The 18,140-nt window shown below is 70.9% G+C and carries 23 protein-coding genes; 9 read left to right on the top strand and 14 right to left on the bottom strand.

Annotated elements, in window-relative coordinates:
* Window positions 1-8: 8 nt before the first annotated feature.
* The gene (locus tag FHP06_RS07950; RefSeq protein WP_147685554.1) at window positions 9-2,675 is read left to right on the top strand and encodes an acetoacetate--CoA ligase; all 2,667 of its coding nucleotides are present in this window, start codon (window positions 9-11) and stop codon (window positions 2,673-2,675) included.
* Between the two features lie 75 nt (window positions 2,676-2,750).
* Here FHP06_RS07950 and FHP06_RS07945 read toward each other — a convergent pair whose 3' ends face one another.
* Window positions 2,751-3,308 carry a TetR/AcrR family transcriptional regulator gene (locus FHP06_RS07945; RefSeq protein WP_147685552.1) on the bottom strand — a complete coding sequence of 186 codons (558 nt, stop codon included), beginning with the start codon at window positions 3,306-3,308 and terminating at the stop codon, window positions 2,751-2,753.
* Between the two features lie 87 nt (window positions 3,309-3,395).
* Here FHP06_RS07945 and FHP06_RS07940 point away from each other — a divergent pair, with 87 nt between their 5' ends.
* Window positions 3,396-4,004: a DUF2867 domain-containing protein gene (locus FHP06_RS07940; RefSeq protein WP_147685550.1), complete on the top strand. Its 609-nt coding sequence runs from the start codon at window positions 3,396-3,398 to the stop codon at window positions 4,002-4,004.
* On the opposite strand, the gene FHP06_RS07935 is transcribed toward FHP06_RS07940, so the two are convergent.
* Entirely contained in the window at window positions 4,001-4,342 is a 342-nt protein-coding gene (locus FHP06_RS07935) for a DUF2200 domain-containing protein (protein WP_147685548.1), read from the bottom strand. The genes FHP06_RS07940 and FHP06_RS07935 overlap by 4 nt on opposite strands.
* 59 nt (window positions 4,343-4,401) lie before the next feature.
* On the opposite strand from FHP06_RS07935, the gene FHP06_RS07930 reads away from it, so the two are divergent.
* Complete coding sequence (locus FHP06_RS07930) at window positions 4,402-5,670, top strand: NAD(P)/FAD-dependent oxidoreductase (protein ID WP_147685546.1); 1,269 nt, start codon at window positions 4,402-4,404, stop codon at window positions 5,668-5,670.
* 1 nt (window position 5,671) lies between these two features.
* Here FHP06_RS07930 and FHP06_RS07925 read toward each other — a convergent pair whose 3' ends face one another.
* Entirely contained in the window at window positions 5,672-6,295 is a 624-nt protein-coding gene (locus FHP06_RS07925; protein ID WP_147685544.1) for a DUF2249 domain-containing protein, read from the bottom strand.
* Between the two features lie 47 nt (window positions 6,296-6,342).
* On the opposite strand from FHP06_RS07925, the gene FHP06_RS07920 reads away from it, so the two are divergent.
* Window positions 6,343-6,954 carry a helix-turn-helix transcriptional regulator gene (locus FHP06_RS07920; protein WP_147685542.1) on the top strand — a complete coding sequence of 204 codons (612 nt, stop codon included), beginning with the start codon at window positions 6,343-6,345 and terminating at the stop codon, window positions 6,952-6,954.
* On the top strand, window positions 6,951-7,292 hold the full coding sequence (locus FHP06_RS07915; protein WP_147685540.1) for a cupin domain-containing protein: 342 nt from the start codon (window positions 6,951-6,953) through the stop codon (window positions 7,290-7,292). The genes FHP06_RS07920 and FHP06_RS07915 overlap by 4 nt, the downstream gene beginning before the upstream one ends.
* Here the strand turns inward: FHP06_RS07915 and FHP06_RS07910 are convergent, their stop codons facing one another.
* The 5 genes from FHP06_RS07910 to FHP06_RS07890 are packed head-to-tail and all read right to left on the bottom strand — an operon-like array spanning window position 7,293 to window position 9,588.
* Window positions 7,293-7,760: a hemerythrin domain-containing protein gene (locus tag FHP06_RS07910; protein WP_147685539.1), complete on the bottom strand. Its 468-nt coding sequence runs from the start codon at window positions 7,758-7,760 to the stop codon at window positions 7,293-7,295.
* Between the two features lie 15 nt (window positions 7,761-7,775).
* Window positions 7,776-8,246: a hypothetical protein gene (locus tag FHP06_RS07905; RefSeq protein ID WP_147685538.1), complete on the bottom strand. Its 471-nt coding sequence runs from the start codon at window positions 8,244-8,246 to the stop codon at window positions 7,776-7,778.
* Between the two features lie 41 nt (window positions 8,247-8,287).
* A complete protein-coding gene (locus tag FHP06_RS07900; protein ID WP_147685537.1) occupies window positions 8,288-8,755 on the bottom strand; it encodes a nucleoside deaminase in 468 nt (155 codons plus the stop codon).
* Between the two features lie 27 nt (window positions 8,756-8,782).
* Window positions 8,783-9,262 carry an SRPBCC family protein gene (locus tag FHP06_RS07895; RefSeq protein ID WP_147685536.1) on the bottom strand — a complete coding sequence of 160 codons (480 nt, stop codon included), beginning with the start codon at window positions 9,260-9,262 and terminating at the stop codon, window positions 8,783-8,785.
* Window positions 9,259-9,588 (bottom strand): ArsR/SmtB family transcription factor, encoded by a 330-nt coding sequence (locus FHP06_RS07890; protein ID WP_230973442.1) that lies wholly within the window; start codon window positions 9,586-9,588, stop codon window positions 9,259-9,261. The genes FHP06_RS07895 and FHP06_RS07890 overlap by 4 nt, the downstream gene beginning before the upstream one ends.
* A gap of 95 nt (window positions 9,589-9,683) precedes the next feature.
* Between FHP06_RS07890 and FHP06_RS07885 the strand changes: the two genes are divergently transcribed.
* Together FHP06_RS07885 and FHP06_RS07880 are read left to right on the top strand one after the other, a co-directional pair.
* Complete coding sequence (locus tag FHP06_RS07885; protein WP_147685535.1) at window positions 9,684-10,625, top strand: S1C family serine protease; 942 nt, start codon at window positions 9,684-9,686, stop codon at window positions 10,623-10,625.
* Between the two features lie 142 nt (window positions 10,626-10,767).
* A complete protein-coding gene (locus FHP06_RS07880; protein WP_147685534.1) occupies window positions 10,768-11,175 on the top strand; it encodes a hypothetical protein in 408 nt (135 codons plus the stop codon).
* A gap of 4 nt (window positions 11,176-11,179) precedes the next feature.
* Here FHP06_RS07880 and FHP06_RS07875 read toward each other — a convergent pair whose 3' ends face one another.
* Genes FHP06_RS07875 through FHP06_RS07865 form a run of 3 tightly spaced genes read right to left on the bottom strand, consistent with a single transcriptional unit; the run spans window position 11,180 to window position 13,192 of the window.
* Window positions 11,180-11,944: an SCO1664 family protein gene (locus FHP06_RS07875; RefSeq protein ID WP_147685533.1), complete on the bottom strand. Its 765-nt coding sequence runs from the start codon at window positions 11,942-11,944 to the stop codon at window positions 11,180-11,182.
* Complete coding sequence (locus tag FHP06_RS07870) at window positions 11,941-12,498, bottom strand: DUF3090 domain-containing protein (RefSeq protein ID WP_147685532.1); 558 nt, start codon at window positions 12,496-12,498, stop codon at window positions 11,941-11,943. The genes FHP06_RS07875 and FHP06_RS07870 overlap by 4 nt, the downstream gene beginning before the upstream one ends.
* A gap of 10 nt (window positions 12,499-12,508) precedes the next feature.
* A complete protein-coding gene (locus FHP06_RS07865) occupies window positions 12,509-13,192 on the bottom strand; it encodes an MSMEG_4193 family putative phosphomutase (protein ID WP_147685531.1) in 684 nt (227 codons plus the stop codon).
* Window positions 13,193-13,244: 52 nt separating this feature from the next.
* Between FHP06_RS07865 and FHP06_RS07860 the strand changes: the two genes are divergently transcribed.
* Both FHP06_RS07860 and FHP06_RS07855 read left to right on the top strand, forming a co-directional pair.
* Complete coding sequence (locus FHP06_RS07860) at window positions 13,245-14,390, top strand: DUF3089 domain-containing protein (RefSeq protein ID WP_187271844.1); 1,146 nt, start codon at window positions 13,245-13,247, stop codon at window positions 14,388-14,390.
* On the top strand, window positions 14,390-15,169 hold the full coding sequence (locus FHP06_RS07855) for an alpha/beta fold hydrolase (RefSeq protein WP_147685529.1): 780 nt from the start codon (window positions 14,390-14,392) through the stop codon (window positions 15,167-15,169). Before FHP06_RS07860 ends, FHP06_RS07855 begins: the two co-directional genes overlap by 1 nt.
* Here the strand turns inward: FHP06_RS07855 and FHP06_RS07850 are convergent, their stop codons facing one another.
* Genes FHP06_RS07850 through FHP06_RS07840 form a run of 3 tightly spaced genes read right to left on the bottom strand, consistent with a single transcriptional unit; the run spans window position 15,170 to window position 18,134 of the window.
* Window positions 15,170-15,826 carry a DUF2848 family protein gene (locus FHP06_RS07850; protein ID WP_147685528.1) on the bottom strand — a complete coding sequence of 219 codons (657 nt, stop codon included), beginning with the start codon at window positions 15,824-15,826 and terminating at the stop codon, window positions 15,170-15,172.
* Window positions 15,823-16,632, bottom strand: a complete 810-nt coding sequence (locus FHP06_RS07845; RefSeq protein ID WP_147685526.1) for a carbon-nitrogen family hydrolase — start codon at window positions 16,630-16,632, stop codon at window positions 15,823-15,825. Before FHP06_RS07845 ends, FHP06_RS07850 begins: the two co-directional genes overlap by 4 nt.
* Complete coding sequence (locus tag FHP06_RS07840; RefSeq protein WP_147685524.1) at window positions 16,629-18,134, bottom strand: aldehyde dehydrogenase family protein; 1,506 nt, start codon at window positions 18,132-18,134, stop codon at window positions 16,629-16,631. Before FHP06_RS07840 ends, FHP06_RS07845 begins: the two co-directional genes overlap by 4 nt.
* Window positions 18,135-18,140 lie beyond the last annotated feature (6 nt).

Raw genomic sequence — 18,140 nt, 5'->3', positions numbered from 1 at the left:
GGGCGGCCATGGTCGAGAACGTGATCACGGACCTGAGTCGGAGCGTGATGGAGGAACCGGTCGAGCCGTCCTGGGTGCCGACGCCACAGCAGATCGAGAACGCTCGGATCGTCGCGTTCGCACGGTGGTTGATCGACCACGGTGTCGCGTCGTTCCAGGACGTCACGGACTTCCACGAGATTCAGGACTGGGCTGCGTCGCACCCGGACGCATTCTGGGAGGCAGTCGCGCGATACTTCGAGGTCCGCTTCCATCGTGAGCCCGACGCCGTGTGGGACGGCGCGCCGATGCCGGACACCGGATGGTTCCCGGGCGGCACGCTGAACTTCGCCGAGCACCTGCTGCGTGGCCCTGATCCTGATCGTGACGCCGTCGTCATGGTGCTTGAGGACGGCGCCACCACCTCCATCTCGCACGGGGAGCTTCGCCGCCGGGTCCTGGCCCTGGCGTCCCGGCTCCGTGCCCTAGGCGTCGAGACCGGCGACCGAGTGGTGGCCTACCTCCCGAACTCGATTGAAGGCGTCATCGCGTTCATGGCGACCGCGTGGATCGGCGCCACCTGGTCGCAGGCCGGCTTGGACCTGACCGCTCGGGCGGCCGCGGACCGGTTGTCCCAGCTGGAGCCGAAGGTGCTGATCTGTGGTGGCGGCTACTTCTTCAAGGGCGTCGTTCACGACCAACGCCATGAAGTGCGTCTTCTCCGTGAGCTGCTGCCGACGGTGCGACACACCATCACGGTGTCGACCGCCGGTCTGTCCCTCCCGGTCGACGGCGACTTCTCCATGACGTGGGACGAGGCTGTCGACGGCGTCGGGAATGTCGACGTGGTGCCGGTGGCTTTCGACCACCCCTTGTGGGTGTTGTTCACGTCAGGCACCACGGGGAAGCCGAAGGGCATCGTCCACGGTCATGGGGGTGCCCTGCTGGAACAGTTCGCGTCCCCGGGGTTCCACCTCGATCTTCGGTCCGACGACATCTTCTTCTGGTACACCAGCCCGAACTGGATGATGTGGAACGCGCAGGTGTGTGGCCTGTTGCACGGGGCCACGATCGTGCTCTACGACGGGAACCCGATCGAGCCCTCAGCCGCTCGGCTGTGGCAGATCGCTGCCGACCTGGGCGTCACGGTGTTCGGGACGAGTCCCGGCTACCTCCGGGCGTCGGAACAGGCGGGTTGCGAGCCCGGCCGTGACCTCGATCTCTCGCAGATGCGGATGATCGGCGTCACGGGTTCGATCCTGCCCTCGGCGGCCAACCGCTGGATCCGCGACCACGTCAGTGAGAGTGTCCAGGTCGGCTCGACCAGCGGTGGCACCGACATCGTCGGCATCTTCGTCTCGAGCAACCCGATCCTGCCGGTCTACGACGGGGAGATCAGTGGTCCGGCCCTCGGGGTCGCGCTGGAGGTGTGGGGTGATGACGGACGCCCGGTTCCGCCGGGCGTGAGTGGCGAGATGGTGATCACGCAGCCGATGCCGTCGATGCCGATCGGGTTCTGGAACGACCCCGACGGCTCTACCTACCGAGACACCTACTTCGCCGAGTTCCCGGGAGTGTGGCGACACGGCGACTCGATCACGCTGACCGACCGGGGCACGATCATCATCCACGGTAGGTCAGACGCGACGCTGAACCGCAACGGGATCCGCCTCGGCAGTGCCGAGATCTACGAGGCCGTCGAGTCCTTGCCTGAGGTCCTCGACTCGCTGGTGGTCGGGGTCGAGGGTGCCGACGGCGGCTACTGGATGCCGCTGTTCGTCGTCGTGACTGGTGATCGAGACGCCGTCGACGAGGCCGAGATCGATCGGCGGGTCAGGGATCGGTTGCGCGAACACACCTCTCCGCGACACGTTCCGGACGAGGTCATCGTGGCGCCGATCCTGCCGCACACCAAGACCGGGAAGAAGCTCGAGGTCCCGGTCAAGCGTCTCCTGGCAGGCCAACGAACCGGCGAGGTGATCAGCGCGGCCGCCGTCGATGATCCTGCGGCGCTGGACTGGATCGTGAACTTCGCGAGCGAGCGTGCGGCCTCGGCCGGTCAGGACGACGTCGAACCGACCGACGACTACCGGACGTGGCGGGTCTACTCGGAGCAGCGCATCTCCCGCATCCTCTCCGCTGCACTCGACACGTTCGCGGAGAAGGGGTTCCACGGCACCTCGATCAGGCAGCTCGCTGAGCGCTGTGGCCTTTCGGTGCCCGGCTTGTATCACCACTACAAGTCGAAGGAGGACATCCTCTTCGACCTCATGATGGTCGTGGTCGACGAGCTCATCGAGCGGAGCCGGTTCGCAGTAGCCGAGGCGGGCGACGACGTGGCCGGGCAGTTCGACCTGCTCGTGGAGTCGCTGCTCCGGTTCCACATGTACCGGCAGAAGGGCGCCATGCTGTCGGCGAACGAGCTGCGTAACCTCTCCGCCGATCATCGTGCTCGCTACGTGGCGCGCAAGGAGGAGCTGAACCGGATGCTGGATGTCGTCATCTCCGACGGCGTGGCCGCCGGCCTGTTCCAGACTCCCTACCCGATCGATGCGAGCCGGGCCATCACCTCGCTCTGTCTGGGCGTGGCCAGCTGGTATCACTCGGACGGCGAGCTGCCCGAGGATGTCTTCCTGGCGCGGTATCTCGCCGTTGCGCGGTCGATCGTGCAGCCGGAACCTGACCGACGAGCATGAGGCCAGCTCGCTGATCGACGGGTCCACTGAGCGTCTCGCAGAGAACCCGTGGGTCTTGGAGGCGGCCGGGCGGGATCAGGCGAGCAGGAGCTCGAGCGCCCGGCGCACCACCTGAGCTCGCGGCAGGTCGGGGTTCGACGAGGCGATGAAGTAGCCGCCGACCATCAGCGCGTAGACCTGGAGGGCGCGGGCCTCGGCGTCCTCGTCGTCGGCGCTGAACTCCAAGAACTGGGAACGCATGTACGCCATGCGGCGGTCGTCGATGCCGCGCAGCCGCTTGGCCACGGCCTTGTCGCGACGCGACCAGTCGCGGATCGCGAGCTCGACGCCAAGGCCGTCGGTCGACCGTGTTGACGCCTGCGCCATCCGGAACAGCTCTCGCAGGCGGTCTCGCGGCGCACCGCCGTGGCTGTCGATTTCGGCGATGACATCCTCGACGACCGTCTTCTCCCAGGTGTCGAGCATGCGCTCGATGAACGCCGCGCGGTTGGCGAAGTGCCAGTAGAAGCCGCCCTTGGAGACGCCGAGGTCGGCGGCGATCGGCTCGATCCGCACGGCGTCGGGACCACCGCGGGCGAGCGCGCGCAGGCCGGCACTGATCCACGCCTCGGCGGGAGTTTTCACTGTCGCCATGTGACCTAATCTATACGCCACCGTATTGACGCGCGCTCGATGCGGCGGCAACATGAACATACGACAGCGTATGGATGGAGCAGGACGATGCGAGTACCGAACCGGGTCCACCTCGACCGGCCGTGGCGCATCCACGAGATCGTCCGCGACTTCACGCTCGAGGACGTCTGGGTGCTGCCGGAGATCACCGGGACCATCGACGACTTCGACCGGGCCGTTGCGCTGGCAACCTCGGGCGACCCGGCGCACGCGAACAACCGCGCTGCGCGCTTCCTCTGGCAGGCGCGCGACCTGCTCGGCCGGTGGTTCAACCTGGGGGAGATCTCCGACGACGTCGGGCTGAGCGGCGATCCGATCCCGGGAACGTCGGAGACCAGCCTGGTCGGCCGACTGCCGGCGGACCTGCGCGGCACGGCCGACGACGTGCGGTTCGCGAGCGTCCCGTTCGTCCCGCTGTACAAGATCGAGGACGAGCTGGCCGCCGAGGTGTCGAACAAGACCGTGCACGGCGTCATGCACCTCGGCTGGGCGCGCCGGGAGGACGGGACGTACCAGGGGCAGATGGCCGTCTACGTCAAGCCGCGGGGACTGTTCGAGGAGGCGTACATGGCGTTCATCAAGCCGTTCCGGTACCTCGTGGTCTATCCGGCGCTGGAGATGCAGCTCGCGCGGACCTGGGCTGCTCAGCGCGGCTAGGCCCGGAGCACCTTCTCCATCGGGCGGCCCTTGGCGAGCTCGTCGACGAGCTTGTCGAGGTAGCGGATCCTCTGCATCAGGGGATCCTCGATCTCCTCGACGCGCACGCCGCACACCGTCCCGGTGATCAGGGAGACGTTCGGGTTGAGCTGCGCCTGGTCGAAGAACTCCTCGAACGTGGTGCCGTCGTCGAGGTGTCGCTGGAGTGCGGGCCCGTCGAAGCCGGTCAGCCACTCGATGACCTCGTCGAGCTCGGCCTTCGTGCGCCCCTTCTTCTCCACCTTCGTCACGTAGTGCGGGTACACGGACGCGACGCTCACGGTGTAGATGCGGTGCATGCCGGGAGTGTAGGTCGACCCGGTGCGGCTGCGGGCCCCGACAGTGGTTGAGTGGCCCCATGACCGACGCACGCGCACCCGAGCACGTCGTCGTGGTGGGCGCCGGCATGGTCGGGCTCGCCACGGCCTGGTTCCTGCAGGAGCAGGGCGTGCGCGTCACGGTGGTCGACCGTGAGGGCGTCGCGGCGGGGTCGTCGTGGGGCAACGCGGGCTGGCTCGCGCCGGCTCTCACGCTGCCGCTGCCGGACCCCGCGATCCTGGGCATGGGCGTGAAGGCCGTGATCAACCCGTCGTCGCCGGTCTACGTCCCGGTCACCACGAACCGCCAGCTGCTGACGTTCCTCGCCGACTTCGCGCGGCACTGCACGCCGAAGAAGTGGCGGGCCGCGATGGCGGTCTTCGCCGAGGCCAATCGCAGCGCGCTCGACGCGTTCGACGAGCTCACCCTGGGCGGTGTCGACGCGTCGACGCTCCCGGCCGACCCGTTCGTCGCGGCCTTCCTGTCCGAGAGCGACCGCGACGGCCTGGTGCAGGAGTTCGAGCACGTCGCCGAGGTGGGCGGCCGCACCGAGTACGAGCTCGTCGACGGGGCGGCGTTGCGCGAGATCGAGCCCGCACTGTCGGAGCAGGTGACGCACGGCGTGCTGCTGCGCGGCCAGCGGTTCATCAACCCGGGCCGGTTCGTCAACGCGCTCGCCGAGGCGGTCCAGGCGCGCGGCGGGACAATGCAGACCGCGACGGAGGTCGTCTCCGTCGAGCAGGCCGGGTCCGGCGTGCGCGTCACACCGCTGCACGGCGACGTGATCGAGGCCGACGCCGTCGTCGTCGCGACCGGCACCTGGCTCGGCCGGCTGGCCCGCCCGCACGGCGTGAAGACGATCGTGCAGGCCGGCCGCGGCTACAGCTTCTTCGTGCGGCCGGAGTCGCCGCCATCCAACCCGGTGTACTTCCCGAGCCAGCGTGTGGCCTGCACGCCCATCCATGACGCCGACGGAAACCCTGGTCTCCGCGTCGCCGGGATGATGGAGTTCCGCCGGCCGAAGGCGCCGCCCGACCCGCGCCGCATCCGCGCGATCGTCGACGCCGCAGCCCCGCTGCTGCGTGGCGTCGACTGGGACGCCCGCACGAACGAGTGGGTCGGCTCCCGCCCGTGCACGGCCGACGGCCTGCCACTCGTCGGCGCGACCAAGACGCCCGGTGTCTACGTCGCCGGTGGTCACGGCATGTGGGGCATCGCGCTCGGCCCGCTCACCGGCCGGCTGCTCGCGGAGCGGGTAGCCCGCGGCTCGTCGGAGCGGCTGCTCGACAGCTTCGACCCGCTGCGCTGAGTCAGTCGGCCGAGCGGGTCGGCGCGAGGACGAGTGCTTGCCGGCGCTGGTGCACCGTGAGGTAGCGGAGGCCGTCCGGGCCGGCGGTGAACGCGCGCAGCGACCGGCGAGGCAGCCACAGCAGCTGGCCGGGCCTGAGCTCGACGGTGCCGAGCTCGGTGGCGAGCGTGCCGCGGCCGGCGAGGACGTGGACGAGGACGTCCAGATCAGGCCCCGCGTGGGCGTCGATCACCTGGTTCGGCGGGACGACGATCAGGTTGGAGTCGAGGTCGCGGTCCTTCGCCTCGAGTCGCCACGCGGCTCCGGCGGCGTCGGCGACCGTCGGGTCGGCGGCGATCGCGGTGGTGTCGACGAGCACGCGCGGCAGGGGAGTGCTGGCGAGCTTGGTGATCCGGATCCGCCAGTCGCGGGGCTCCCGGTTGAGGTAGGCCCAGTCGTAGCTGCCGGCGTGGTCGGCCTCGAGCTCGTCGTGAAGATGCTGCGGGTCGTGGTCGTTGACCAGCACGAACGAGTCGCCGACCGTGAGAGCGGCGTAGGCGGCGAAGATCGTCGGGTGCTTGTCCGGCTTGCGCATGCCGCGGACGTCGACCTCCTGGGTCCCGGGTTCGTTCGTCGTCTGCGTCATCGCGCGCCTCCTATTTATACAAGTCCAATTTGTGTAAACTGTAGGCCATGAGCCGACGCGACGAGATCCTGGTCCTGCTGCGCGACCACGAGGCGCCGATGAGCATCGCGGAGATCGCCGACGCGCTCGGCACGCACGTGAACACGGTGCGCTTCCACCTGGACACGCTGGTCGAGGACGGCCGCGTGGCGCAGGTGGCACCGGAGCGTCGCGGCCCGGGACGGCCACCGCAGCTGTTCGCCGCAGTGAGGGCGATGGACCCGACCGGGCCGCGGCACTACCGGATGCTGGCCGAGGTGCTGGCCGCCGGACTCGCCTCGGAGAAGAGCCCGCGACGCCGGGCGGTGGAGGCCGGACGGGCCTGGGGACGTGGCGTGGTGCCAGGGAAGGGCCAGCCCGTCGCGCAGCTCGTCGACGTCCTTGAGGACCTCGACTTCGCGCCCCAGCTGCTCGAGGGCGAGGGCCTGCCCGTGATCGGGCTGCGGCACTGCCCGTTCCTGGAGCTCGTGGACGATCGCGCGGACGTCGTCTGCCCCGTCCACCTCGGGCTGATGCGCGGCGTGCTGGAGGCGCTGGACGCCGACGTCACGGTCGAGCGGCTCGTGCCGTTCGCCCAGCCGGACCTGTGCACGGCGCACCTCGCGGCGGTCGGGTCATGACGCCCGAGGTCGTGTTGTTGACGGAGCTCGCCGAGACGCAGGTCGACGCGGCTCGCGCTGCGACGTCGGGCCGGGCGGCCCGGACGATCCACGGCGGCGCCGACGTCGCGCTGCGCCAGACCGTGCTGGCCCTGGCTGCCGGGCACGCGCTCGGCGAGCACGGCAGTCCCGGCGAGGCGACGTTGCAGGTGCTGCGCGGACGGGTGCTCCTGACCGCGGGCTCCGACCAGTGGGAGGTCAGCGCCGGAGGCCACGTCGCGATCCCTCGGATGCGGCACGACCTCGAGGCACTGGAGGACTCCGCCGTGCTCCTGACCGTCGCGACGGTCCCGGGCTGATCAGCCGACGGCCTCGCACACCCAGCCGTCGGGCGTCGACCCGGACTCGACGAACTGCGCGAGCACCTGGGCCTCTTCCGACGTGAGATCGCCGGCGCTGCGCGGGTAGACGATCGGCTCCTCCTTGCGGTTGTGCTGATCGAGGATCAGCTGGAGCTCCTCGCACCGGACCTGCAGTGCGTCCACGTCCTGCGCCGCAAGCAGGGAGTCGAGGTGGTCCATGAGCCGCCACAGGAGACCGTGCTCCTTGGCCATCACGAGCAGGGGCATCGACATCCCTGCGTGACGGATCGGCGGGAAGAGGAGCGTCTCCTCGAGGTAGATGTGGCGCCGGAGCGCGGCCATGGCGCCCACCAGCGGGTCGGGCTCGACCGAGCCGGCGGCGAGGCTGCGGACGAACGCCTCGATCCCGGCATCGATCTCGCGATGCTCCTGGGTCAGAACTTCAGCCAGGTCGATGGTCTTCATGCGGACACCTCCGTGTCAGGTTGCGAGAAAGGAGCCGAGCACCACGGCGGCGATGCTGAGCAGGCCGAGGGCGGCGCGCAGGAGCCCGGCGGTCCGGCCGCCGTGGGCCACTCGCGCCTGCAGCGAGGCGTCGGCCGGGGAGTCCAGCAGGCGCTGGCGCAGCCGGGTCATCCGGCGCGCCTGTGCGACGGCCATCATGAGGCCGCCCACCAGGGCGACGAGCACGGCGACCAGCGCCGCGTAGGTTCCGTCCGCGTCGACTTCGCGGGTGAGCACCGCACCGGTGGCCAGGGCGACGGCGAGGGCCGGGACGCCCACCCAGACGTAGAGCCGGCCGAGGGAACGGAAGAACGCGACGCGGGACGCTGTGTCGAGGGTCGAGGTGGCGGCGCGACCCACGACCGCGATGGCGACGTAGCCGCCGATCCAGATGCTGGTCGCCAGGATGAACACGGCGAGCACGATCGCCTCGGTGGTGTCCGGCATGACACCAGTTTATACGAGTGAGGCTTGGAGAAAATCTGCGGTCAGTAGGGCACGCGGCTGGCGTCGGCGTGCCAGGCGGCGAACGGGTCGCCGCTCCGGGGGTGGTCGCGGTGCTCGAGCGTGTCGGCCCACGCCTCCGGCTTTGCCGTCAGGGCTCGGTGGAAGCGCGCGTCGTCGAAGCCCGCCGCCGCGGCGTCCTCACGCGTGGCCGCGAAGACCACGTGGTCGACCCGCGCCCACAGCGAGGCGGCCAGGCAGAGCGGGCACGGCTCGCACGACGCGTAGAGGACGGCGCCGGTGAGCGCGAACTCGCCGGTCCGGCGGCACGCGTCGCGGATGGCCACGACCTCCGCGTGGGCGGTGGGGTCGAGCGTCGCGGTGACCCGGTTGGTGCCCTCGCCGATCACCTCGCCGTCGCGGACCACTACCGCGCCGAACGGACCGCCCTGGTCGCTGACGTTCTTCACCGCCAGATCGATCGCCTGCCCGAGCCAGTCGTCGATGGTCATCGGTCCAGCCAAGCACACGCTTCCAGGTCAGCCGGACAGCAGCGCGGAGTAGCGGTCCAGGTAGAGCGGCCAACCACCGTCGCCCGCGACGCCGTCGGCGACGCTCTGCCAGCCGGGGCCGTGCCGGTCGAGGTTCCGGTGCTCCAGCTCGACGCGGGTGCGGTCGGGGCCGTCCGCGACGAAGGTCACCTCGACCTCACTGGAGTTCTCGACATTCGGCTCGACGGTCCACTGCGGGCCGATGTCCCAGCTGAACACCACACGGTGCGGCGGGTCGAACGCGAGGATCCGGGCCCAGCGGCACTCGGTGCCGTCCTCGGCGCGGTCGAGGATGTGGCCGCCGACCCGCGGCTCGAAGACCGTCTCGGCGATCGGCGACGCCATGATGTTGTGCTCCTTCGGCTTGAAGTCGCCGAAGCGCTCGGTGAAGACGTCGAAGGCCCTCTCCGGTGGTGCGTCGACGACGATCTGTCGGCGCACCACAGGGGCGGACGTGGTCTCGGTCATGAGTCCTCCTGAGTAGTCGTGTCGTCCTCGACGACGTCCTGGTAGCCGGACAGAGCCCGTTGCCAGAAGGTGTCGAGCTGGTCGCGCAGCGCGCTCACGCCGGCGGGATTGAGGCGATACACGCGGCGGGTCCCGTCGGCCCGGTCGGACACCAGGCCGGCGTCCTTGAGCACCTTGAGGTGCTGGGAGACGGCGGGGCGGCTGACCGGGAGATGGTCGGCGAGCTCCCCGACCGCGAGTGCTTGCGTGGCCAGGCGCTCGACGATGGCCCGGCGGGTGGGGTCACCCAGCAGGTCCCACGGTGATACGCTTTCGTTAGTTGCCACGAACCGTAAGTTACGACTTACGGAGTCGCTCGTCAACCGTTCCGCCGAGAGTGAACGGTGGGATTCACCGGCGGCGCCGCGTGGTTCCATGACGCATGGAGCCCGACGTCCCGGCTGACGACGAGGCGCTGGACGCGTACTCGCAGGTGATCACCCGCGTCGCGGCGGCGGTCGCGCCGAGCGTCGCGAGCCTGTCGGTGCGCACCGCGCGGTCCCGGGGTGCGGGGAGCGCGAGCGTCGTGGGCGAGGACGGGCTGATGCTCACCAGTGCCCACGTGGTCAGGCACGCGTCCGAGGTGCTGGCCGAGTTCGCCGACGGTCGCGAGACGGTGGCCGACGTGATCGGGGCCGACCCCCTGTCCGACCTCGCGGTGCTGCGCGCCCGCGGCGACGTCCCCCCGCCCGTCCCGTACGGCGACGCCGGGACCCTGCAGGTCGGTCAGATCGTCGTCGCGCTCGGCAACCCGCACGGACTGGCCGGCAGCGTCACCGCCGGCATCGTGTCCGCGCTCGGTCGGTCGCTGCCGACGAGCAACGGTCGCGTCGTCGACGAGGTCATCCAGACCGACGCCGCGCTCAACCCCGGCAACAGCGGAGGAGCGCTCGCCGACAGCCGCGGCCACCTCGTCGGCGTCAACACCGCCGTCGCGGGTGTCGGCCTCGGGCTGGCCGTGCCGATCAACCCCACGACGCGGACGATCATCGACGCCCTGACCCGGAACGGCAGGGTGCGGCGCGCATGGCTGGGCGTCGCCGGGTCGCAGCGACCGCTGCCCGCCGACGTCGCGGAGCGGTTCCGCCAACGCACCGGTCTCTACGTCGCCGAGCTCGTGAAGGGCAGCCCGGCGGCGTCGTCCGGCCTGCGTCGGGGCGACCTCATCGTCGCGGCCGCCGGCGAGCCGGTCCGGTCCGCGACCGAGCTGCAGCGCTTCATGGTCGAGGAGGCCATCGGCCAGCGCGTCGAGATCACGGTGCTGCGCAACGGCGCCCTCGTCGACGTCGTCGCCGTCCCCCGAGAACTCGACGAGCGCGTCTGACGGAGTGATAATGACCTCGAACCTGAGGCCCGAGGTCTGCCGGTTACGCACCGCCCGCTCGGGCCTCCTCATGCCGACCCGTCTCCGGCGTCGAGGCGGCAAACGTCGGTGCACACCTCGCTCGCAGCCCTACGGTGTCTGCATGTTTCGACGACCCCGGTTCGACGACGGCCAGCTGTCGTCGCAGGCCGAGCTCGGACTCGAGCCTGAGCGAATCGACGAGCTTCGGAGCTCGGTGGCGACGTTCCCGGACTGGCCGGACCTGGGTTCGGCTCCGGCGGTCTCGTCGAGCGATTGGCTCGCCGCGCGGTTCGCCATCCGCGGTCTGCCCATGCGGTCGAGGTCGCTGCGCCCGGCAGAGGAAGCCCTGGCTCCTGTCCTCTCGGCCGTGGGCGCGCTCGGAGTCGCCCCGAGCCTCGTCGAAGTCGCTCGCCTCGTGCACTTCGGCATGAGCGCGACGGGTTCGTACGTCGTCTTCGCTCATCGCGGGGATCGCAGGGTGAGGTTCACCATCACCTGGACGCCTCGGCTGGTCGGGCCGGAGGGGTAGTCGTTCAGAACGGGGGCCACGGGACGGCGGGCATGTCGCCCTCGGGTCCCGGGAAGCGGCGCTCGGTGAGCAGGCGGTCGCAGCGCGCGACGAGGGCGTCGAGCTCGGGCGGGCTGAGCAGGTCGGCCACCGCCGCGGTGAGCTCGTTGTCCAGGGCCGCCCGGACGCGCTCGACACCGGCGAGCTCGTCGTCGCTGAGCTCCTGGCCGAGCCAGCCCCACAGGACGGTGCGCAGCTTGGGCTCGTCGTGGAACGTCAGCCCGTGGTCGACGCCGTGCCGGTGACCGCCGGGCATCTCGAGCACGTGGCCGCCCTTGCGGTCGGCGTTGTTGACCACGACGTCGAACACGGCCATGCGGCGCAGGGCCGGGGAGTCCTCGTGGACGAGCGACACCGGGCGCTGCTCGCCGTCGAGACCGTCGAAGACGTGCAGCAGGCCCTCGGGCACCTCACCGGCCGCCACCACCGTGACAGCCTCCTGCGCCGGGTCGGGCTCCTTCCAGAGCTGTACCATGCCGACGCCGTGTGGGCCGTCGCGCAGCCAGGTGCGCGGCGCGACGTCCCAGCCGAACGCCTCCGACACCAGGTACGACGCCACCTCCCGCAGCGCGAGCGTGCCGTCGGGGAAGTCCCACAGCGGGCGCTCCCCGGCGACCGGCTTGTAGACGACGCGGACGTCGCCGATGGTGCCGACGAAGGTGGCGTTGGACGCCGGGACGATCCGGCCGGTCAGCTCGAGCTCCCCGGCCAGGTCGACCTCGACCGTCACTGGAACCCTTCGGGCAACGTGCAGACGTGGCCGTCGGCGTCCATGGGCTGCTCGCACAACGGGCAGATGGGACGGCCGGCCAGCACGACGTCGCGCGTGCGCCGGGTGAACGCCCGAGCGCTGCCGACGGGGATCCGCACGACGAGGACCTCCTCCGGCTCGATCTCGACGAGCTCGGACTCGTCCGCGTCGTCGGGGAGGTCGACGAGCGGGAACGCCTCGATGACGATCTGCGCGGTGGACGGGTCCCAGCCCAGCCCCATCGCGCCGGCGCGGAACTGCTCCTCGACTGGCTGCTCGAGCGGGTCGTTGTCGATCAGGCCGTCGGGCGCCGTGGCGGGGATGCTGAACGGGTTGCCGTCCTCGGTCATCAGGTCGTCGAGGATCTCCTCGATCCGATCGGCGAGGAGGGCGGACTGCTGCTTCTCCAGCGCGACGCTCACCAGCTCCGAACCCATGCGGGCCTGGAGGTAGAACGTGCGCTCCCCGGGCTCGCCGACCGTGCCGACGACGAACCGGTCCGGCCAGTCGAATCCGTGGACGACGGTGCTCATGTCGTCAATCCTAGGAGGCGTCTCCACCACCGACACGGGCGTCGGACTCCTCCGGCTTCGACGCCAGCCAGCCGAGGTCGCCCTCGGCCGTGTTGACGGCGATCACGGCGGGCCGTTGCGTCCCGTGTCGGACGACCGACGCCGATCCGGGATGGACGTCGAGACGCTGGAACAGGTCGAGATGCATGCCGAGCGCGTCGGCCAGGACGGACTTGATCGGGTCGCCATGGCTGACCAGGGCCCAGACCGCGCTCGTGCCGTGCTCGGCCTCGAACGCCGCGTCGAGCCGGCGGACCGCGGCCACCGTCCGGTGCTGCATCTCGGCGAGCGACTCGCCCCCGGGGAACCGCGCGGACGACGGCTGCGTCTGCACCAGGGTCCAGAGGTCCTGCTTGGCGAGGTCCTTGATCTCCTGGCCCTCCCACTCGCCGTAGTCGCACTCGATGACGTCGGGCTCGGTCATCAGCTCGAGCCCGCCCTCCTGGCGCTCGAGGATCGCGCGCGCGGTGAGACGGCAGCGCTCCAGCGGACTCGACACGACGCCGACGAGCGGGATCGCGGCGAGCCGCTCGGCCACGCGCGCGGCCTGCTGCTCCCCGGTCTCGTCGAGCGTGATGCCCGTGGCCCGGCCGGCCAGCACCCCGCTGGTGTTCGCGGTCGAGCGTCCGTGCCGGACGAGGATGACGGTGGCCATGTGCTGAGACTAGTCAGCGCGTCCGAGGCGGTTGTCGTGGGAAACTCTCGCCGTGACCCGACGCATCGTCCTGCTCGCCGTGGCACTCGTCGCCCCGCTCCTGGTGACCGTCCCGGCCTCCGCCGCTCCCGACCCGATCCTCTGGCTCTGCCGGCCCGGCCTGGCCGACAACCCGTGCGAGATCGGCCTCGACACCACGTACCAGCACGCCGACGGGACGTCGGAGGTGAGCACGCTGCCGCGGCCCGCCGAGGACGAGCGCCCGGTCGACTGCTTCTTCGTCTATCCGACGGTCTCCAACGACCCGTTCCTCAACGCCCGCCGTCGGGCGACGCCGGAGGTGCGGTCGATCGCGAAGTACCAAGCGGCCCGGTTCTCCAGCCAGTGCCGGATGTTCGCGCCGGTCTACCGGCAGATGACCCTCGCTGGTCTTCCCGGCGGCGTGATCGGCACCGACCGGCTCGCCTACCGCGACGTGCTCAACGCCTGGAACGACTACCTGGCCCACGACAACCACGGCCGTGGCGTCGTGCTCATCGGTCACTCGCAGGGATCGATCATGCTACGCAAGCTGATCCAGCAGGAGATCGACCCGAACCCGGCGGTGCGCGACCAGCTCGTCGGTGCCCTGCTGCTCGGCGGCAACGTGCTGACCGCCAAGGGCAGCACCACCGGTGGCGACTTCGCGAACATCCCGATCTGCACGGAGCAGGGTCAGGTCGGCTGCGTCGTGGCCTACTCGACCTACGCGTCCGACCCGGTGATCCCGTTCTTCGGCAACGCGCAGATCGACCTCCTGACGCCCCTGGTGAAGATCAAGCGCGGCCCGGCGCCGCGCGAGGTCGCCTGCACCGACCCTGCCGTCATCAGCGGCGACCACCGCGAGTTCGGCGTCACCGTCCCGAGCGAGCCGTTCGCGCCCGGGCCGATCAGCATCGGCATCGCCTACAGCGTGAAGCTCAAGGTGCCGAAGGCCGACACGACGTGGGTGAGCCCGCCGGACCGCTACCAGGGCGCGTGCAAGACCATCCGCGGTACGCACGTCTTCCGCTACGACCCGGTGGGTCCGCAGTCGCGCCGCCCGCTGGAGTTCCCGCCGACGTGGGGCACGCACCTGTTCGACGTCAATCTCGGCCTGGAGAAGCTGGTCAGCATCGTGCACCAGCAGGCCGAGGGCTGGACGGCGCAGCACGGGTGATGCATCACCTCCGACAGCCGGCCGACGGCCCGCCGCTCGTGCTGCTGCACGGCGTCGGGCACCACGCGCAGGCCTGGCTGCCGGTGATGGAGCGGCTCGACGACTTCGACATCTACTCCTGCGACTCGCCCGGCTTCGGGAGGTCTGAGCGCTTGCCCGAGAGCGTCGAGCCGACGATCGGTGCCTACGCCGACGCGTTCGAGGCCTTCTTCGCCGAGCAGGGGCTCGACCGTCCGCACGTGGCCGGGAACTCGATGGGCGGCGCGATCGTGCTGGAGCTGGCCCGTCGTGGGGCGGTCCGCTCCGCGACGGCGATCTCGCCGGCCGGGTTCTGGACGCCGGCTGAGCGCCGCTACACCCAGACCGTCCTCGGCGCGCTCGCCCACACGCCGCGTCGGATCCAGTCGAGCGTGATCACGGCGGCCCTCACCCGTCCCGGCCTGTTCGCGCTCCGGGTGATGGTGAAGCGACCTGCCTCGATCCCTGCGGACGACGTCCGGGCCATGTTCCGCGACGCGTTCGCCGCGCCGGCGTTCGCCGCGGCGCTCAAGGCCTTCGACGGCTACACCTTCGTCGACGGCCACGAGCTGGACGACGCGCGAGTCACCGTCGCCTGGGGCGACGCGGACCGCATCCTCCCGTTCAAGCGGCAGGCGCCGCGGGCCCGCGCCGCGCTGAAGCAGGCCCGGCACGTCACGCTCGACGCAGGTCACCTGCCGTACCACGACTGCCCGGACGTGGTCGCCGACGTCATCCGCACGACGGCGACCGCGAGCTGATCAGCCGGAGACGGACACCTCGTACTCGAGGGTGATCGCGTCGCCGCCGGGCACGCCGAGCTCCATGCGCCACTTCGTGCCGTGCACGAACGTGCCACCGAGCAGCGGAACCGTGCCGCAGAACATCACGGCGTCCCCGGTGGGCTGCTCGCCGCGCTCGGTCAGCATGCCGATGAGGTCGTCGGGCCGGAGCATCGCGGACAGCTGACCCTCCTGGTACAGCTCGCCGTCGACCCACGAGCGGACGGCGATGTCGTCCCACCGGGCCACGGCGTCGTCGAGCGGCAGCACGCTGCTGCCGATGGGCTTCGGTGCGGCGGCCTTCGAGTCGGCGACGCTCTCGGTCTCGAGCTCGCGGTCGGTGTGGTCGCTGCCGATGCCGAGGTAGCGCTGCCCGCCGCACCAGACCACGATCGGTTCGACCTCGCCGGACGTCTGCGCGCCGGCCACCGTGATGGCGCTGTCGGTCGTGATGAGCGACGCGTCGAGGGGGTAGAACATCGGCACGGCCGGCGGGGGAGCGACGCCGATCGCGGCGAGCTCGTCGATGTGGGCGCGGACGGCAGCCTGGTCGCGGGCCGTGTAGCCGGCCACGACGAGCCGGGGGTCGGTCAGCGTCAGGGTCTCCTGGCTGCCGGCGACGGTGAGCGTGGTCATGCGAGGTCCTCTCGGGCGAAGGTGCTGGTGGTCCGGAGCCGACGGTCGTCGAGCACCGGGAACTCGATGCGGGTGGCGTCCACGACGTCCAGGTCGACGTCGACGACGACCACCTCTTCGTCGGACCCGGCCTCGGCGAGCACGCGGCCCCACGGGTCGATGACCGCGCTGTGGCCGGCGAGCTCGACGTCGCCCTGACGACCCGCCGCGTTGCACGCGATCAGCACGACCTGGTCCTCGACGGCTCGGGCGCGCGTGAACAGCTGCCAGTGCTCCAGGCGCGGGGCCGGCCAGGCGGCGGGCACGATGACGATCCGCGCGCCCTGGTCGACGAGGTGGCGGTAGAGCTCGGGGAACCGGAGGTCGTAGCAGGTGGTCATGCCGACGGTGCCGAGGTCCGTCTCCGCGACGGTCGCGTCGTCGCCGGGGCTGAGCAGCTTCGACTCCAACGACTGGTAGCCGAAGACGTGCACCTTCCGGTACGTCAGCGTGAGCTCGCCGTCCGGCCCGATGAGCAGGGCGGTGTTGTGCAGCCGGCCGGTCTCGTCGCGCTCGAGCACGCTGCCGGCAGCCAGGTGGATGCCGAGGTCACTGGCCCAGCCGCGCAGCGTCTCGACGAGCGGGCCGGTCATCGGCTGTGCCAGCTCGTCGTAGCCGTCGAACGCGAAGTAGCCGGTGGCCCAGAGCTCGGGCAGCACGACCAGGTCGGGCGCGTCGAGCCCGGACACGAGCGAGCCGACGCGCTCGACCCGCTCCTGCCAGGGCTCGTCGAGCGGGCTCTCCACCTGCACCAGCGCTGTCCTCATCGGTTCTCCTTCGTGGTGGGGTCGTCGACCCGGACGTGCACGCTCTTCAGCTGCAGGTAGCCGAGCAGCTCCTCGCGGGACTCCTCCCGGCCGAGGCCGCTGTCCTTCCAGCCGCCGAACGGGGTGCCCCAGTAGTGGGTGGTGCTGTCGTTCACCCAGACGTAGCCGGACTCGACGGCGTCGGCCGTGCGAATCGCCTCGGACACGTCGCGCGTCCAGATGCTCGCGGTGAGGCCGTGGTCGACGGCGTTGACGCGACGGAGCATGTCGTCGCGGTCGTTCCAGCGGAAGCCGGCGATGACCGGACCGAACACCTCGTCCGTGGCGAGCGGGGCCTGGTCGTCGACGTCGGTGAACACGGTCGGGGCGACGAAGAAGCCGCGGTCGGGCACGCGCCGGTCGTCGAGGCCGCCCGTGACGAGCTTCGCGGACGTGGACGCCTCGTCGATGAACCCGCGGACGCGCTCGGCGTGCTGGGCGGAGATCACCGGGCCCATGTCGGCGGCGCGGTCGTACGCAGCACCGAGGGTCAACGCCTCGAGCTCCTGGCGGAGTGCGTCGACGAAGACGTCGTGGACCTCGTCGTGGAGGAAGAGTCGCGACGTGGAGCCGCAGGACTGGCCGGCGTTGGCCCGCAGGTTCATCGCCTTGACGACCTCGTGGGCGACGCGCGGGACGTCGACGTCGGGGAAGACGATCATCGCGTTCTTGCCGCCGAGCTCGAGCGACACCGAGCGGACGGCGTCCTCGGCCGCGCGGCGCTGGATGAGGCGTCCGGTCGCGGCGCTGCCGGTGAAGCCGATGCGCCGCACGTTGGAATGGGTGACCAGGGCGTCGCCGGTCCGGCCGTCACCGGTGAGGACGGAGAAGACGCCGGGCGGGAAGACGCCGCGCACGAGGTCGGCGAGCAGCAGCGCCGACATCGGCGTCTGGTCCGCGGCCTTCACGACGACGGTGTTGCCCGCGACCAGCGCGGCGAGGCTGCCCTTGACCGCGAACAGGAACGGGTGGTTGTAGGCGACGATCTTGGCGACGACCCCGAACGGGCGGTACCGCGTGTAGTGGAGGACGTCCGGGTCCGGGAGCACCTCGCCGCGCAGGGTCTCGGCCACGCCGCGCCAGCCGCGCAGCGCGCGGACCGCACCGGCGACGTCGCCGAGCATCCGCTCCACCGGCAGCCCGGCGTCGATCGCGTCCACGAGGGCGATCTCCTCGGCGTGCTCCTCGATGACGTCGGCCAGCCGCTCGAGGCAGGTCGCGCGCGCCTGCACGGGCAGTGCGGCCCACGCCGGCTGAGCCTCGCGCGCTGCCGCGACCACGGCGTCGACGTCCGCGGGTCCGGCTACGGCGTAGCGTGCGAAGGGTGACCCGGTGGACGGGTCCACGGTCTCGCGGACCTCCCCGGACCGGGCGGGGGACCAGTCGTCCCCGACGAGCAGCGCCGGCTCGCGATCAGCCAGGGACCGCATCACGGCGGCCGCACCTTGGTCTGCCAGGGACATTCGACA

Source organism: Aeromicrobium terrae, assembly GCF_008039565.1.
Lineage (GTDB): Bacteria > Actinomycetota > Actinomycetes > Propionibacteriales > Nocardioidaceae > Aeromicrobium > Aeromicrobium terrae.
Note: the sequence above shows the minus strand (reverse complement) of the source record. Positions and strands in the feature narration are given on the sequence as shown.

Bases quoted from the DNA above. Each gene is read 5' to 3' on its own strand.
- FHP06_RS07950 (WP_147685554.1), top strand. From the start codon at position 9: ATGGTCGAGAACGTGATCACGGACCTGAGTCGGAGCGTGATGGAGGAA.
- FHP06_RS07945 (WP_147685552.1), bottom strand. From the start codon at position 3,308: ATGGCGACAGTGAAAACTCCCGCCGAGGCGTGGATCAGTGCCGGCCTG.
- FHP06_RS07940 (WP_147685550.1), top strand. From the start codon at position 3,396: ATGCGAGTACCGAACCGGGTCCACCTCGACCGGCCGTGGCGCATCCAC.
- FHP06_RS07935 (WP_147685548.1), bottom strand. From the start codon at position 4,342: ATGCACCGCATCTACACCGTGAGCGTCGCGTCCGTGTACCCGCACTAC.
- FHP06_RS07930 (WP_147685546.1), top strand. From the start codon at position 4,402: ATGACCGACGCACGCGCACCCGAGCACGTCGTCGTGGTGGGCGCCGGC.
- FHP06_RS07925 (WP_147685544.1), bottom strand. From the start codon at position 6,295: ATGACGCAGACGACGAACGAACCCGGGACCCAGGAGGTCGACGTCCGC.
- FHP06_RS07920 (WP_147685542.1), top strand. From the start codon at position 6,343: ATGAGCCGACGCGACGAGATCCTGGTCCTGCTGCGCGACCACGAGGCG.
- FHP06_RS07915 (WP_147685540.1), top strand. From the start codon at position 6,951: ATGACGCCCGAGGTCGTGTTGTTGACGGAGCTCGCCGAGACGCAGGTC.
- FHP06_RS07910 (WP_147685539.1), bottom strand. From the start codon at position 7,760: ATGAAGACCATCGACCTGGCTGAAGTTCTGACCCAGGAGCATCGCGAG.
- FHP06_RS07905 (WP_147685538.1), bottom strand. From the start codon at position 8,246: ATGCCGGACACCACCGAGGCGATCGTGCTCGCCGTGTTCATCCTGGCG.
- FHP06_RS07900 (WP_147685537.1), bottom strand. From the start codon at position 8,755: ATGACCATCGACGACTGGCTCGGGCAGGCGATCGATCTGGCGGTGAAG.
- FHP06_RS07895 (WP_147685536.1), bottom strand. From the start codon at position 9,262: ATGACCGAGACCACGTCCGCCCCTGTGGTGCGCCGACAGATCGTCGTC.
- FHP06_RS07885 (WP_147685535.1), top strand. From the start codon at position 9,684: ATGGAGCCCGACGTCCCGGCTGACGACGAGGCGCTGGACGCGTACTCG.
- FHP06_RS07880 (WP_147685534.1), top strand. From the start codon at position 10,768: ATGTTTCGACGACCCCGGTTCGACGACGGCCAGCTGTCGTCGCAGGCC.
- FHP06_RS07870 (WP_147685532.1), bottom strand. From the start codon at position 12,498: ATGAGCACCGTCGTCCACGGATTCGACTGGCCGGACCGGTTCGTCGTC.
- FHP06_RS07865 (WP_147685531.1), bottom strand. From the start codon at position 13,192: ATGGCCACCGTCATCCTCGTCCGGCACGGACGCTCGACCGCGAACACC.
- FHP06_RS07855 (WP_147685529.1), top strand. From the start codon at position 14,390: ATGCATCACCTCCGACAGCCGGCCGACGGCCCGCCGCTCGTGCTGCTG.
- FHP06_RS07850 (WP_147685528.1), bottom strand. From the start codon at position 15,826: ATGACCACGCTCACCGTCGCCGGCAGCCAGGAGACCCTGACGCTGACC.
- FHP06_RS07845 (WP_147685526.1), bottom strand. From the start codon at position 16,632: ATGAGGACAGCGCTGGTGCAGGTGGAGAGCCCGCTCGACGAGCCCTGG.
- FHP06_RS07840 (WP_147685524.1), bottom strand. From the start codon at position 18,134: ATGTCCCTGGCAGACCAAGGTGCGGCCGCCGTGATGCGGTCCCTGGCT.